The 14,603-nt window shown below is 44.9% G+C and carries 15 protein-coding genes and 1 tRNA gene; 7 read left to right on the forward strand and 9 right to left on the reverse strand.

All coding sequences use genetic code 11. From position 1 onward, the window contains the following. Positions 1–64: 64 nt before the first annotated feature. Complete coding sequence (locus QFZ48_RS28340) at positions 65–1,261, reverse strand: metallophosphoesterase (RefSeq protein WP_370910264.1); 1,197 nt, start codon at positions 1,259–1,261, stop codon at positions 65–67. 93 nt (positions 1,262–1,354) lie between these two features. Here QFZ48_RS28340 and QFZ48_RS28345 point away from each other — a divergent pair, with 93 nt between their 5' ends. From QFZ48_RS28345 to QFZ48_RS28360, 4 genes are all read left to right on the forward strand, one after another. Beyond that, positions 1,355–1,975 carry a dihydrofolate reductase family protein gene (locus QFZ48_RS28345; protein WP_429047582.1) on the forward strand — a complete coding sequence of 207 codons (621 nt, stop codon included), beginning with the start codon at positions 1,355–1,357 and terminating at the stop codon, positions 1,973–1,975. 22 nt (positions 1,976–1,997) lie between these two features. Beyond that, on the forward strand, positions 1,998–2,357 hold the full coding sequence (locus tag QFZ48_RS28350) for a DUF2200 domain-containing protein (RefSeq protein ID WP_370910263.1): 360 nt from the start codon (positions 1,998–2,000) through the stop codon (positions 2,355–2,357). 349 nt (positions 2,358–2,706) lie between these two features. Next, the gene (locus tag QFZ48_RS28355) at positions 2,707–3,126 is read left to right on the forward strand and encodes a sigma-70 family RNA polymerase sigma factor (protein ID WP_429064829.1); all 420 of its coding nucleotides are present in this window, start codon (positions 2,707–2,709) and stop codon (positions 3,124–3,126) included. A 63-nt stretch (positions 3,127–3,189) separates the two neighbouring features. Then, positions 3,190–4,137 carry an ABC transporter permease gene (locus QFZ48_RS28360; protein ID WP_429047578.1) on the forward strand — a complete coding sequence of 316 codons (948 nt, stop codon included), beginning with the start codon at positions 3,190–3,192 and terminating at the stop codon, positions 4,135–4,137. A 193-nt stretch (positions 4,138–4,330) separates the two neighbouring features. Here the strand turns inward: QFZ48_RS28360 and QFZ48_RS28365 are convergent, their stop codons facing one another. Further along, positions 4,331–5,212: an NmrA family NAD(P)-binding protein gene (locus tag QFZ48_RS28365; protein ID WP_429047577.1), complete on the reverse strand. Its 882-nt coding sequence runs from the start codon at positions 5,210–5,212 to the stop codon at positions 4,331–4,333. A 73-nt stretch (positions 5,213–5,285) separates the two neighbouring features. On the opposite strand from QFZ48_RS28365, the gene QFZ48_RS28370 reads away from it, so the two are divergent. Continuing rightward, entirely contained in the window at positions 5,286–5,672 is a 387-nt protein-coding gene (locus QFZ48_RS28370; RefSeq protein WP_429047575.1) for a winged helix-turn-helix transcriptional regulator, read from the forward strand. Between the two features lie 330 nt (positions 5,673–6,002). Here the strand turns inward: QFZ48_RS28370 and QFZ48_RS28375 are convergent. Beyond that, positions 6,003–6,086, reverse strand: a tRNA-Leu gene (locus QFZ48_RS28375). Between the two features lie 145 nt (positions 6,087–6,231). On the opposite strand from QFZ48_RS28375, the gene QFZ48_RS28380 reads away from it, so the two are divergent. Then, positions 6,232–7,509 carry a hemolysin family protein gene (locus tag QFZ48_RS28380; RefSeq protein WP_429064830.1) on the forward strand — a complete coding sequence of 426 codons (1,278 nt, stop codon included), beginning with the start codon at positions 6,232–6,234 and terminating at the stop codon, positions 7,507–7,509. Positions 7,510–7,739: 230 nt separating this feature from the next. Here QFZ48_RS28380 and QFZ48_RS28385 read toward each other — a convergent pair whose 3' ends face one another. Together QFZ48_RS28385 and QFZ48_RS28390 are read right to left on the reverse strand one after the other, a co-directional pair. Further along, the gene (locus QFZ48_RS28385; RefSeq protein ID WP_429047537.1) at positions 7,740–8,456 is read right to left on the reverse strand and encodes an ABC transporter permease; all 717 of its coding nucleotides are present in this window, start codon (positions 8,454–8,456) and stop codon (positions 7,740–7,742) included. A 47-nt stretch (positions 8,457–8,503) separates the two neighbouring features. Further along, positions 8,504–9,292: an ABC transporter ATP-binding protein gene (locus QFZ48_RS28390; RefSeq protein WP_429064831.1), complete on the reverse strand. Its 789-nt coding sequence runs from the start codon at positions 9,290–9,292 to the stop codon at positions 8,504–8,506. 232 nt (positions 9,293–9,524) lie between these two features. Between QFZ48_RS28390 and QFZ48_RS28395 the strand changes: the two genes are divergently transcribed. Continuing rightward, positions 9,525–11,954, forward strand: coding sequence for an ABC transporter permease (locus tag QFZ48_RS28395; RefSeq protein ID WP_429064833.1), 2,430 nt, complete (start codon positions 9,525–9,527; stop codon positions 11,952–11,954). A 3-nt stretch (positions 11,955–11,957) separates the two neighbouring features. Here the strand turns inward: QFZ48_RS28395 and QFZ48_RS28400 are convergent, their stop codons facing one another. From QFZ48_RS28400 to QFZ48_RS28415, 4 genes are read right to left on the reverse strand one after another with little or no spacing between them, the layout of a single operon-like run. Further along, positions 11,958–12,593 carry a response regulator gene (locus QFZ48_RS28400; protein ID WP_429047531.1) on the reverse strand — a complete coding sequence of 212 codons (636 nt, stop codon included), beginning with the start codon at positions 12,591–12,593 and terminating at the stop codon, positions 11,958–11,960. A gap of 9 nt (positions 12,594–12,602) precedes the next feature. Beyond that, a complete protein-coding gene (locus QFZ48_RS28405) occupies positions 12,603–13,382 on the reverse strand; it encodes a sensor histidine kinase (protein ID WP_370910250.1) in 780 nt (259 codons plus the stop codon). Next, positions 13,352–13,990 carry a hypothetical protein gene (locus tag QFZ48_RS28410; RefSeq protein ID WP_429047530.1) on the reverse strand — a complete coding sequence of 213 codons (639 nt, stop codon included), beginning with the start codon at positions 13,988–13,990 and terminating at the stop codon, positions 13,352–13,354. Before QFZ48_RS28410 ends, QFZ48_RS28405 begins: the two co-directional genes overlap by 31 nt. 23 nt (positions 13,991–14,013) lie before the next feature. Further along, positions 14,014–14,562 carry a hypothetical protein gene (locus QFZ48_RS28415; protein ID WP_429047528.1) on the reverse strand — a complete coding sequence of 183 codons (549 nt, stop codon included), beginning with the start codon at positions 14,560–14,562 and terminating at the stop codon, positions 14,014–14,016. Positions 14,563–14,603: the final 41 nt, after the last annotated feature.

A 14,603-nucleotide genomic window follows, 5' to 3' on the forward strand; every position in this document is an offset into this window, starting at 1 on the left:
GCGGAAAAATAGAATATGCTATTCTAATATACTAAATTATCCGTACAGTTATCGTCACTTTGAACTACTGCATTAACGCAGCACCGGCCCGCTTCAGGGTAAGCACCGTTATTTCAGGCCATATGCCAATTCTGCCTTTTAACCCGTGAAAACCAAAGCCCCTGTTTACATAAAGATATTTACCCGCCTGCTTATAAAGACCGGCCCATTGCTTGTAGAAATATTTTATCGGGCTCCATTTGAAACCAAACAGTTCAATGCCAAACTGCATACCGTGTGTATGCCCCGCCAGGGTAAGATGTACATGTTGTTCATGATCCACCGTTACTTCGTCCCAATGGGACGGGTCATGGGACATCAGAATTTTAAACGCGTTATCATGTACCCTGGCGGTCGCTTTTTTCAGATCGCCATATTGATGAAAACCGCCTTTCCCCCAGTTCTCCACCCCGATGAGGGCAACATGCTCTCCCTGCTTGTTTATTTCCACCGCTTCATTAAGCAATAATTTAAAGCCGGTTTCCGCATGAATTTCCTTTAGGCGTTTAAGATTGGCTTCCTTAGCCGCATTACTGTCCCACCTGATATAATCGCCGTAGTCGTGGTTACCCAATACGGAATACTTCCCGTAAGGCGCCTTCAGTTTCGTAAACATAGGAATCCATCGATCCATTTCCGACGCCATGTTGTTGACAAGATCTCCCGTGAACACCAGCAGATCGCTGTTCTGGGAATTTACAAGGTCAAGGCCCTTTTGTACGCCTTTAGCATCGCTGAAGCTTCCGGAATGCAAGTCCGATATTTGTGTGATGGTAAAACCATCAAATGCCTCGGGGAGGTCCGGGAAATAGATCGTTTCCTTTCTTATCTTGTAAAAGTGCTTACCACGGGTAACACCAAAAACGATGATGAGAAAAATCAGGCCCGCCAGCGCAAGCGCCGCCTCGCTAATGTAAAAGCTTCTAGGCGGAAAGCCCCGGAACAAACGGAGGATATCTTCTGCCAGCAGAATAGGTGAAGAGAATAATTTTGGAATGAAAATCAGCAGCATGGCAGTCATTAGCCCGGAAAGCAGACGCTGCACCTTCCTGCGTGCCCTGAGCATAGATATCGCCGATATAATCCCGGCCATCAGTAAAATATCAATCAACCAGTAGCTCAGGTGGATAACCGGATTCGGCGTAAGTGTAATAACAGCCTGGTAGAAATAAGTATCGCCTATCAGGAAAAGTAATAATATCAGGAAAAGTCTTCTGGCCATATAGATAAAAACATGTGTAAATTAGTAGACGAACAACTAGCAGGAATATTTTATCCACGGACCGCATCGTTATGAAATACTTAAAAATAAGTTATGAGTAAGGTCAAAGTAGCCGCATTTTCGGTTTCCCTGGACGGGTTCGGTGCAGGAGCCCATCAGGATGTAGAAAATCCGCTCGGTATCAGGGGCGAAGAACTTCACACCTGGATGTTTGAAAGGACCAGTAATGTTGAAAACACCGGCGTGGATGATGACTTCGTTAAGAAGTCAATGGAAAATATAGGCGCCTGGATAATGGGGCGCAATATGTTTGGACCGGTTCGAGGCCCCTGGCCGGATGCTGAATGGAAAGGCTGGTGGGGCCAAAAACCACCCTATCATGTTCCGGTATTTGTTTTAACCCATCATCCAAGGGAATCTTTTGAGATGGAAGGAGGAACCACCTTTCACTTTGTCACCGGCGGTATTGAAGCGGCGCTCGAAAAAGCTGAAAAGGCGGCAAATGGAAAAGATATCCGTATAGGTGGTGGCGTTTCAACAATACACCAGTTCTTACAGGCGGGCTGTATCGACGAAATGCACCTGGCATTCGCTCCCATTTTCCTCGGTTCAGGAGAACACCTGTTTTCAGGAACCGATATCCCCGCCCTGGGCTTCCATCAAATCGAAAAATTTAACGGAGAAAGAGCCACACATATTATTTTAAAAAAATAACATAACACCCTAAACAGACAGTATGGACAACGCCAATCAGCGTATCGCAAAAATGACATTTGCCTCCGTCTATCCGTTGTATCTCGCAAAAGTGGAAAGGAAAGGCAGAACAAAAGAAGAATTGCATCAGGTGATAACCTGGCTGACCGGCTTCGATAATAAAAAGCTGCAGGAGCTGATAAAAGAAAATGTAACCTTCGCTGCATTCTTCCAACAGGCTTCGCTGAATCCCAACGTAAACCTCATCACAGGCGTCATCTGCGGATACCGTGTGGAGGACATCGAAGATCCTTTAACGCAACAGGTCAGGTATTTGGATAAGCTGGTAGATGAATTGGCGAAAGGCAGAAAGATGGAGAAAATTTTGCGCGGCCAGCAATAAAAGCTACCTGTTTTCGCAAGCCATTAAAATTGATATCCCAAACATCGCCTTTGGAAATTTTATTTCCCAGGTTATATATATTTATTATTATTGTCGGAGCTACACTTTACCGATCCAACCGCTATACTCAAATTATCTTTTCACTTAAAGGTGAGCACTTGCCAATGAGCATCAATTACACACAAAACAATCCGGATGGCGTACCTCCTGATAATCCACGGTTCGACAAAGCTGCCTTTAAGGAGTTATTTAAGCAACATTATCCACCTCTTTGTCTTTACTGTAAGTTGAAATATGGCTTCGACATTCATGCAGCAGAGGAGATTGTTCATTCAGGTTTCATAAAACTTTGGGAAACCCGCCAAACGCTTGCCCTGACCTATCTCCAATATCTTATCTGTATAAAATTGTTAACAATCTCAGTTTAAATACGCTCAGGCATGAAAAAGTAAAGCAACAGTATGCAGCCCATCTGTTGAGAACAACTTCTGAAGATATTGCTGAAACGGACTTTAACAGTATTGATTTAAAGCAGCTAAGTTCCGCTATAGACGCTGCTATTGCAGAACTCCCTGAACAGATGCGCATCATATTTGAACTCAGAAAATCTGAAGGGTTAAAGTACGCGGAAATAGCCAGCCGGTTAAATATATCTGTAAAAACAGTGGACACCCAGATAAGCAGGGCTATGATCAAATTGAAGGAAAAGCTGTCGAAGTTTCTCCTCTTTATTATTGTATTGATTTTCAGCCTCTTGTTAAAAAAGTAAAAATATTTTTTCCCCGCTTGTAGGGAAGAATTCATCATCAGGTGTATAAATAATATAGCGCACATGGAACATAATAATCAATATGACGAGCTTTTAGTCAGATACTTGTTTAATGAGGAAACTGCTGAGGAGAAAGTATTTGTTGAAAACTGGCTCAATGCAAGTGAAGAGAACCAGCCTAATATTTCTTATGCAGACCTGGCCCCTAAAATAAAGGGAATGCTGGTTAAGCACAGTCCTAAATATTTTGCGCAGACAAAAGCTGACCTGTTCCTGGAACCTTTAAAGGACTGGCATTTATTTTCGGAGTACAGGAATGGAGTGGCAACCGGCGGCCTGATAGACTACGTGAAGATGTTTGCGATCATCGGAATCCTCATCCTGGTCATTGCCTGTATCAATTTCACGAATCTTTCCATAGCACGTTCAGAAAAAAGGGCGCGCGAAGTGGGCATCCGTAAAGCCATAGGCTCCCGTCGTAAAGACCTGATTTTGCAGTTTTTAACCGAATCCATGACCTTAACAGTAGTGGCATTTTTGCTTTCGCTGCTTATAGTCATCCTGGCGCTCCCGGCTTTTAACAACCTTACCCATGCAACTATCAGCATTCCTTACACTAATGGCTTGTTCTGGCTAACCATGGCAGGCTATGTCCTGTTTACAGGCCTGCTTTCCGGAAGCAGGCCCGCTTTTTACCTGTCTTCCTTTAACCCGGTGAAAGTTTTAAAAGGGTCTATACAAACAGGCAAAGGTAGCAACCTTCCCCGGAAGGTACTGGTGGTAGTGCAATTCACCTGTTCTATTACACTGATCATTAGCACGATCATTATTTACCAGGCTTATCATTATTTGCAAAACTGGCTGATGAAATACGAGTACCGGATCATAATCAGCCCCATGGCGTTTGTATTGGCGGCGGCAGCAGCCATCTTCATAACCGTATTTACCGTCAGTTTCCAGGCTATTAAAGCGGCCATTGCAAATCCAGTGAAGAGCTTAAGGTCGGAATGATCGTCCTTTCCTGAGAATCATTCCTACTTATGAATTCGATGAATGCTTGCTTTAAGGATCAAATAATTGTAAGATTAAATTATAGCCTTTTAAATATTATTTGCCAGATCAGGTAGTGATTATTGCATATAAAAAATGGCCGGAAATTCTTCCGGCCATGAGTAAAAAAGTACTTATCATATTTTAATGATGATTAATTATCTTTAGAACGTAATTCCTTTATTTTTTTGATTCCTATTTCATCCATCCATTGTTCAAAGCCTGTTAGCTTTGGCATCCAAGATGATATAAATTTGTAATCGATAGGATCATAACCTTCTTTGTCGATCATTTCAACCAGTTTCGCAAATGTTTCACTTTGTTGATAAAGTACTTCTAAGGGTACTTGTACGAAATTGATTGATTGGTTCAACTTCTCCTCCAATAACGATAAAACTTGTTTAGGTGTAAAAAGTTCACCTCCAAAATCAACTGTTTTGCCATTGAATTCTTTATAATTCTGAAATATTATTCGAGCAAAAGTTCCAATATCACCGGTGGCTACCCAAGGGATTGCTTTTTCTTCAGGTAAGGGATTGATAAACTTGCCCTCTCCCAATCCGAAACCTGGCAAAAGTAGATTTTCCATAAAGGAAGCAGGTCTAATTACTGCTCCTTGTAAATTGCTTTCTAATAAGTATTTTTCGATTGTAAATTTAAATTTCGGCCTGAATAAATCCTGTTTATCCGATCCAAGAACTGATGAATAAAGAACAAATTTAACGCCTTGCTCTTCTGCAAATTTGATTGCTTGTATTCCAATTTCTGCTTCTTTCTCATCCGTTTCTTTGCTGGAAACCCAGACAGGAGGAAGGACTAAAAAAAGTCCGTCGACTTTTTTAAATATGTTACTTAAACCTTCAATATCTTCTAAATCGCCTTTCACCAAAACTGCTCCTGCTTTTTTTAAATTATCCGCTTTTGAAGATTGAGGATTTCGGGTAAGTGCAAATACCTCAAAATTGTTTTTTAGCAACTCATATACTGCGGCACTACCTTGCTTTCCAGTTGCACCTGTAACTAAGATTCTTTTCATTTTAATATTGTTTACAGCAAAATTACTTTCCCTATTTAGTAAATTTGTGGTTAGTAACCTTTAGGAAAGTATTATGGAAAAGAAAATAAAACCTTGTATAGAAAATGAAAAAATCTTAAAACAAAGATTTTTAGCATTGAGAGACACCTTAGATTTATTAAGTGGAAAATGGCGTTTCTGTATTCTTTTAAACTTACATTATTATGAGAAGTTACGGTTTAAAGATTTCTTTGAGGTATCTAATGGTATTTCTCCGAAAGTGCTAAGTTCTGAACTTACGACGTTGGAAGCTCATCAGCTAATCGAAAAAAATATTGAATATACACCCACACAAGATATAACTTACTACCAATTAACTAAGCACGCTCAAGAAATCTGGCATGTCTTGAATACTTTAATTGAATTTGGACTGTCCAATCGTAAAGAAGTGATCAAATCACTGCATCAAGGTAAAAATTAGACATTTCCCTATTAAAGAAAATCTTCTATTCAGTATGTAGCATTCTGTTATTTAAGTATTAAAGTGATTATTTTGATAAGTTTTACCAAAACGAACTTAAACGTTTCTTTAGTTGGAGTAGGGAATTAAATATGTTTGATAAACCAAGGTAATGCAAACCGAATTTTCCTGCCAGAGTAAAAAGCCTTACGGGGTGTGAGAGATATAGGATTTTTCCTTTACAGACTAGCTAAAATCGATGCGTAACATCATAATCCCCAAGTTTTCAACTTGATTCGGAATATCATTAAAATAGCAAACCCGCTCTACGAGCGGGTTTGCTATTTTAAGTGCCCAGAACTGGATTCGAACCAGCACACCCTTGCAGGCGCTGCGACCTGAACACAGTGCGTCTACCAATTTCGCCATCTGGGCAACTGATATTGTGTCAGGGCTGCAAATATAAGCAGCCATTTTATTTTTCCAAAATTTCACCGAGATATTTTTTCAGTCAACCGCCGCAACTACCCTGAAAACCAGCCCGGTAAACAAATAACCCGCCGCTGTTGTTTAAATAACTATGACTTCTATCATCATCATACTCGTACTTATTGCACTCAACTTTTACTTCTCCATTGCGGAGATTGGTTTAATTTCTGTCGACAAACCCCTCCTCCAGCAACAGGCGGACAACGGCAATAAAAAAGCCCTCAACGTACTAAACCTCATCAAAGATCCGGATGAATTCCTCAGCGCAGTACAGGTAGGCATCACGCTGGTGGGCATACTGGAAGGACTATACGGAGGCGATCTCATGGCTGCGTGGCTGGAACCGGTATTTGTTTCCTGGGGCCTGCATGAAAGCATGGCGCATCTCATAGCGCTGATCGTAGGCGTAAGCAGCATCACCTACCTCACTATCGTTATCGGTGAGCTCATCCCTAAAACCCTCGCCCTGCTGAACCCGGAAAAAGTATCTTACCTGATCACCCCTTCGATGATCATCTTTTCAAAAATTACCTATCCTTTTATCAAACTGCTTACCGCCAGCACCAAGTTCATTCTTGGCCTCTTTTCCGTAAATACGATCCGCGAAGAAAAATTAACAGAAAACGACTTACGGAGCATGCTCACCGCCGCATACAAACAGGGACTGATAGATAAAGGAGAATTCACCCTGCACAAAAACCTGTTCTCAGCCTACGACCTCACAGCGGAAAACATCATGACGCCGGCCAGTATGATCACCTACATCAATAATCAAATGAACAGGGATGTAATAACGGACACGATTAAACGCAGTATACACCGTACCTTCCCCGTAGTCAGCGATAAAAGGGAAGTGCTGGGCGCACTGAGCGCGAAGGAATTCCTGCTGTATCCCGATAAGCCGCTGGAAGCGCTGCTCTCCCCCGTTTCTTTCCTGTCGGTGAACCAGGCCGTGTACGATATCTTCCAGCAGCTGCGCCGCGAAAACACGAATGTAGGCGTAGTGATCAATGAGTACGGCGCCTGCGAAGGAATAATCTCCTATCATGATATCGTTTCCGGCTTACTCGGCGGCAGCCTGCCGGGATTCAACGCCACAGAGCGTTACCTCGTACAGCAGGACGACAAAAGCTGGCTTACCTACGGTTATACACGGCTAAACTATATCCGCGAAACACTGAACTTCGAATGGCTCCGCGAATATGAAAAGGAAGATATTACCATCGCCGGCCTGCTCATCGATAAACTGAAACATATTCCCGCTCCGGGCGAAAAAGTAATGCTCAACCAGGTTACTTTCGAAATAAAAAAAATGGATCATCACCGCATCGATGAAGTAATCATCCGTACGCAAACGCTTGCGCAATAATGCTTTTACTATAGTTCATCTACCATAACATGTCTATCTTGACACAAACAATCTGATGGTATGGTAAGAAAGACCTGCTTGCTTGGGCTACTGGTCTTGCAGGGCATCGTAAAAAAAGAACACCGGAACGCACATATCAATGAATGGGAATTCATCAACCCAAAAACAAACAAAACGAAATAAAAAATACCACCGGTATGTTCAACGTGGTTGAACATACCAGCGATTCACTACTTGTTTTCCCACTTAAACCACTTCACCCCCAACACCACAAATACAATAGTATAAGCTGCAGACGCCAGTAATGCCCAGGTGGTATCTATACTCCAGCTGGCAGGATCAAGGCTCGCCGCCAGTACTTTCCTTACCACACCATACGGCGACCAGATCACCAGTAACGCTATCTTCTTACCCAGCACGCCAAACTCGCCGAACATACCGATCATAATAAATATAAAGTAAACAAGACGGGTAGTAGAGTTAACCGTATCGGGATTTTTGATGAGTCCCACAATGGCCTGCCCCATCCCCAGGTACACTAAACCTCCTACCATCGCCATCAGCAAACCGGCGATGTAACCCACCGGCGAAACATAAATGTGATCCACAAAATAACCCACCACAAAAACAAGGATCGTCATCAGCAAAATCATCGCTATTTGTACAATCAGGCGGCTCATCATAATCGTCCATGCCGATACAGGGCCTACTCTCAAACGCTGAAACACGCCCCTGTCGCGGTCGCGGGCAATGCTATTGGAATACCCCATTAACCCGATACTGGTCAGCCCGATCGTAATACAGGACGACAGCACAAACACACCGCCCAGTTTATCCACCAGCCCTTTCCAGGACACTAAAATAACGAGCGACACCAGCAACACCAGTCCGAACGACCGGCGGTTGCGCCACAGCGTTGTAAAATCGGCCCGCAACAAAGCAGTCATCACCGTCCTATTTTTTGGTACACTTGTTTCCATCCGTAGTAATTTGATCAGGAACGGACAGCCGTTCCGGTTAAACCAATAAACACATCTTCCAAAGTAACTTTCCCCTTCCTCACTACGCCCAGCACTGCCGGATCATCCCGGTGCTGCGCGATCAGCGCCTCCGGCGTATCTATGGCGATAATGCGGCCATGGTCAATGATCGCAATACGGTCGCATACCGCTTCCGCTTCTTCCATGGAATGGGTGGTGAGTAATACCGCATGACCGTTGTCGCGGAAGTACTCCATCCTTTCCCATAACTGGCGCCGCGACTGCGGATCCAGCCCCGTAGTGGGTTCATCCAGCAATACCAGCTGCGGGTTATGAATAGTGGAAATCACCAGCGATACGCGTTGCTGCTGTCCGCCCGAAAGCTGCGATATCTTCTTTCCTGCTGAGGTTTCAAGATTGATCTCCGCCAGCTTTTGCTTCACGGCATCATCCTTTAAGTTTACCCCATAAATACTGGCAAACAACCGGATGATTTCAGAGATGGTCAGCTCAGGCTGAAAACTGGTAGCCTGTAATTGTACGCCCATATTGGCACGGGCATGCAGTGGCTTCTCCCTGATATCAAAACCTGCTACGGTAACGCTGCCGGAAGCAGGATGTAGCAAGCCCTCAATAGCGCTGAGCGTACTGGTTTTGCCGGCGCCATTGGGGCCCAGCAAACCGAAAATTTCACCGGCATGCACCTCAAAGGAAACACCCTTCACTGCCTGGAAAGCGCCATACTGCACGTTCAGCTGGTTCACAGCCAAAACGGGAGCAGCGGCCTGTTGTTGATTGATCATCTGATCACATTTAGTTTAAACGTACAGCCGAAAATACAACAACCAGATTGATCACCGCGGCTAAACCGGTGAATGCCACCGGAAAGGCGGTAAACAGTGGAGATAAAACGGTGAAAGCCAATTGTCCGGAATTGAAATCAGTTGTTCAGAACCGGACAATAAAGCATGATTAAAGACATTGAATCTGAGCACCTTACATTTCTGACCTGCTTTTTGCAGTGGCATAACCACTATGATAAACAGCTACCTGAAAACAGCCTTTCGCAGCATCACCCGGAAGAAAACTTTCACCATCCTGAATATAGCAGGCCTGTCTGCCGGCATCGCCGCTGCATTGATCATTTTCCTGGTCATCAGTTATGAACGCGGCTTCGACACCTATCATACCAACACCAACAGGATTTATCGTGTTACCACCGACGTAATGAACCGCAGTAACGGAGAAGTGATAGAGCAACTGAGTACGGTGAACTGGGAGCTCCCGGAAAAAATAAAAACCGATTTTTCCGGCGTGGAAAAAGCCGGGCTCATTTCTTTCCAGGGGGGAGCGCAGATGTACGTTCCTGCCCCCGGCGCCACTGATGAAAAGCGTTTCAAACAAAATGGCATCTTCTATACCTCTCCTGGTTTCTACAGCATCTTTGATTATTCCTGGCTGGCCGGTAACGCGGAAGGCTTATCAGCCCCGAATACAGCGGTCATTTCAGAAAAAGTGGCAAGGGCCTATTTCGGGGACATCCATGCCGCCATCGGGCGCACTATCCAGATGTGGTCCTTCAGGGTGCCATTGCAGGTAACCGGCGTATTCAAAGACCTTCCCGCAAATACAGATCTCCCCATACAAGTGGGTGTATCTTACAGCACCCTGAAAAAACTGGTACCGGAAGATTTTACTGCGGGTGCACAATGGGACGCCGTACCCGGTGGTTATGGGCAATGTTTTGTGCTGCTGAAAAAACCGGATAATGCCGCGGCCATTACAGCAGGCCTGCCCGCCTTTGCCAAACGGTATTACAAGCCTCATAATACGCGGTTGCCCCAGCTAAAATTGCAGCCGCTGACTGCCATGCACCTGGATAAGCGCTATCCCAATTTCACCAATGCAACGCTGAGTACCAGGGAATTGTGGGCGCTTACCCTCATCGGCATTTTCCTTCTAATGGTAGCCTGTATCAACTTTATTAACCTGGCCACTGCCTTGTCTGTAAACAGGGCGAAGGAAATAGGCGTGAGAAAGGTACTTGGCAGTAACCGCCTGCAGCTGTTTTCACAATTCCTGTCGGAAACAGGTGTCATTACGTTGCTTTCCATCGCTGTAGCCATCGTTATTACCATCGTGGCACTGCCTTATGCGGGCAACCTGATCGACCGGCAGCTGCCATTGTCGTTACTTGCAACGCCACGTGTATGGGCCGCCATCCTGGCCTGCGGCATTGTGGTAACACTTTTATCTGGTTTCTACCCGGGCATGATCGTTTCCGGTTTTAACCCGGTAACAGCGCTTAAAAGCAAAATCAGTATTAAATCAACCGGGGGCGTGTCGCTTCGCCGTGGCCTGGTCGTATTCCAGTTTGTAGTTGCCCAGCTGCTGGTCATAGGAACACTGGTGGTACTGAAGCAAATGGATTATGTAAGACACCAGTCGATGGGCTTTAACAAAGATGCTGTTGTAATGATCAACCTGCCCAGCGACAGTACTTTAAAATTAAAATACAATTCTCTGAAAGCCAGTCTGGCTGCACTGCCGGGCGTTACAAATGTTAGCTTCTGTGCAGATGCTCCCACCACTTACTGGATATTTATGCAGAATTTCCGCTTTGATACTAATCCCGAAGGACAACCCTTTAAAATAGGCGCCAAAGCAGCAGACGCCGACTTCTACAAGACCTTCGACATCAAACTGAAAGCAGGCCGGCTTCCCTACCCCAGCGATACGCTGCATGAAATTACTGTGAACGAAACCACCGTAAAAAAACTGGGTTTATCCTCTCCCGAAAATATTCTCGGGAAGACGATCACCATTGATCATAAAAGTTATCCCGTGGTAGGTGTGGTGAACGACTTCAACAGCAAATCCCTGCATGAAGCCATTGTGCCCATGTTCATTGGCTCCCAGGCAGCAGCTTATGAATATGTAGCTGTGCGGATGGATCCCGGAAAGGTAAGCGCCACGCTGAAATCGGTGCAACAAACCTTTACCGGCATCTACCCTACTTACCTGTATGACCTTTTCTTTTTAGATGAGCGGATCAGGGATTTTTATGCGGCAGATGTTATTACGTCAAAGCTGTTCCAGTTATTTGCAGGCATTGCGATATTTATTTCCTGCCTGGGTTTATACGGACTGGTTTCTTTCATGGTCACCAACCGTACAAGGGAAGTGGGCATCCGTAAAGTGCTGGGCGCATCGGTTAACAATATCCTCTTCCTTTTCTCTAAAGAATTTATGCTGCTGATAGGTATCGCCTTTGTAATTGCCGCACCGCTGGGATATTTCTTTATGCAAGGCTGGCTATCCGGGTTCTATTATCATACCGCCATTGGCGTGGGCGTATTTGCGGCCGCCATTATACTGTCGCTGATGATGGCATGGATCACCGTAGGTTACAAAGCGCTGAAAGCGGCCCTGTCTAATCCCGTAAAAAACCTGCGGGAAAACTAAGCCCTACAAAGAAACCAGCTGCCTGCGCAAAGCTTCCAATACCATACCGGTACGGCTTTGCACGTTCAACTTATTAAACAGGATTTCGCGGTAACCATCCACGGTTCTTTCTGTGACGTTCATTTTAACGGCAATAGCTTTATAGGTAAGATCACTGCACGCCAGGTGAAGGAACTCCCGTTCCCGCTCTGTAAGCGTTTGCTTTTGTTCGGACTGCAACAGCAACCGGCGGTAGTTAACATTGGAAGCATCGTTGTTATACTGACCAGTGGTATAAATTTCCGTTAGTGCTTTTTCCAGTTCTGTGGGATGGATATCTTTCAGGAGATAGGCACAGCAACCAGCCTTCAGCATTTCTATGATCGTGGCGTCATTGTCTTTCATCGACAACGCTACTACTTTTACCGTGGGATACAATTTCAGCACCGCCTCGGTAGCCCTGGCGCCATCCATCACCGGCATATTTACATCCAGCAGCAGGATATCCGGCAGTACAGGCAGTTGCGCCAGCTTATCCAGCATCTCCCGGCCATTCATGGCTTCCGCTACAATATGAAAGCCGGTGAAACCACTCACCAGTAAACTAAGTGATTTCAGGAACAGCTGGTGGTCATCTGCAATACCTATGTTGATCTTCATAAACAAAAATTATTCAAGGGGTAATGTTATCAATACGGCGGTACCGCCGGCGGTGGTTACCTCCCAGCGGATTTCGCCTCCAAGTAAACTGGTGCGGTGCTGCATATTCCGGATGCCCATCCCGATAGACGACATCCCTGCTTTATCAAAGCCGGAACCATCATCTGCGATAATGAGGATCAATTGTTGGCCCGCGGTTCTGATACTGATATCAATTACCTGCGGACGGGCATGTTTTATACAGTTCTGGATCGCTTCCTGGATGATCCTGAACAGGATGATCTGGGGTTCTGCCTGTAATGGCAGCACCGTTAGTTCATGGGTAAACTTTATGGTGATAGCCCTGCTGGAATTGATCCTGTCCACTTCTGCTTTCAGGTTTTCTATCAGGCTGAACTGGTCGAGCCACTGACGGCTAAAGGATTTGGAAAGCGCCCGCAGATGCTGAATGGCGGTACTCAGGGTATCTTCCGCAATTTGCAGGGTATCCGGGATTTCCTTCATGCTCCGTTGGGTTACATTGATCAGGAGCTTGGTACTGCTCAGCAGCTGGCCGATATCGTCATGCAGTTCCTGCCCGAGGTGGGCAAAGGCTTCTTCCTGCATTTCAATCTGGGACCACATTAATTGTTTGTCGTAATCTTCTTTCATTAACTTAAGCTGATGTAAATATGCATCCTGCTTCTTCTTATAACTTATTACCGCTGCCACTACCACCAGTCCCATGATGGTAACCAGCAACGAAATAAAAATCACAGCTACAAAGAGATCCTGTTTGACCGGAAGCATACGACGCCTTTTATCAGCATAATATACAACAGGTAATTGGATAATGAGTTCAACACCGCGAAAAAATGCCTGGCCCTGGTAGTATCGTTTTCCAGCAACAGGTTATAAAAGGCATTTACACTCACGGAAGCCGCGAAATAAATAAAGAAAGCAAGGGTTAACCAAAAAACAGGGTGCCGGAATATAGACGCTTCACTATCCGGGGTTATTGAAAAAAAGGATAAAAGGCACCAGCAAATAACCAGGAAGCTTTCTATGGTGATGTTGATACCCGGAAAGGCACGCCACCCGCCCAATACAAAGCTGTAGAAAAGGGACACCATGCAAAACACAAAAATGGAAATCCCCATCAGTAAGCGCCAGCGGTAATCCCTGATCCCCGATCGGAGAATAATTGTAATCAGACTATATTCCAGCACCACAAAAAAATGATACACTATAAAAAAACCTAAACCTTCTGTGCCGATCAATTCTACTATTATCTCCGTAACAATAGATACTGCGAGCAATACGCACAGTAACTTTACTTCCCTGTGTTCCAGGTGAAATAAGCTGATAATAAAACAGGCTATCAATAAAGCATAATATGCGTACACCCAACCGTTCATCGGCACAAAAAGTTTTAATCGGGTTAACCAAATATCTGGTCCAGGTCTGCCGTAGCTAACGGTGATCCATGTCCTTTCAGTAATTCAAATAAATGTTTTAACGGCGGGAAAGGAACCGGTGTTCCATTGCCCCTTTCCTCTATTTTCGGATCACCGCCGGCATGCACCATGTTGTTGTCCGTTGCTTTCTGCAACAACTGCGCATAGCCTACCTGGCTTCTGTCGAAAATTAATCCCTCGGCTACCAGGCTCAGCTTCTCGTTAGGCTCGGGGATGGCAAAATGAAAACGTACGTATTCGCAACCTTCCTGACTGAGGATGCGTAAAAGAGAGGCTTTACTGAAATCCACAGAGTAAGATCCCTGGAATAAAGGAATCAGACCCGGGTTAGCAATCAGAAATTTGTAGAAGTTATTCAGCATACCAAAATATGCCGCAACAGTAATAGGCATTCCATAGGTCACGGCCTGGTCCTCTGTAAAGGGCATCCGGTAGTCCAGCTGTTCGGTGATAGGATTCAGGTAGCCCTGGTCATTACAGCCATAGCCTGCAAGGGACATTTGATCACTCATGTTAGGTCAGTTTAGTGGAAACAAATATTTGACTTTTTGCT

Source organism: Chitinophaga sp. W2I13 (assembly GCF_050434005.1).
Taxonomy (GTDB): Bacteria; Bacteroidota; Bacteroidia; order Chitinophagales; family Chitinophagaceae; genus Chitinophaga.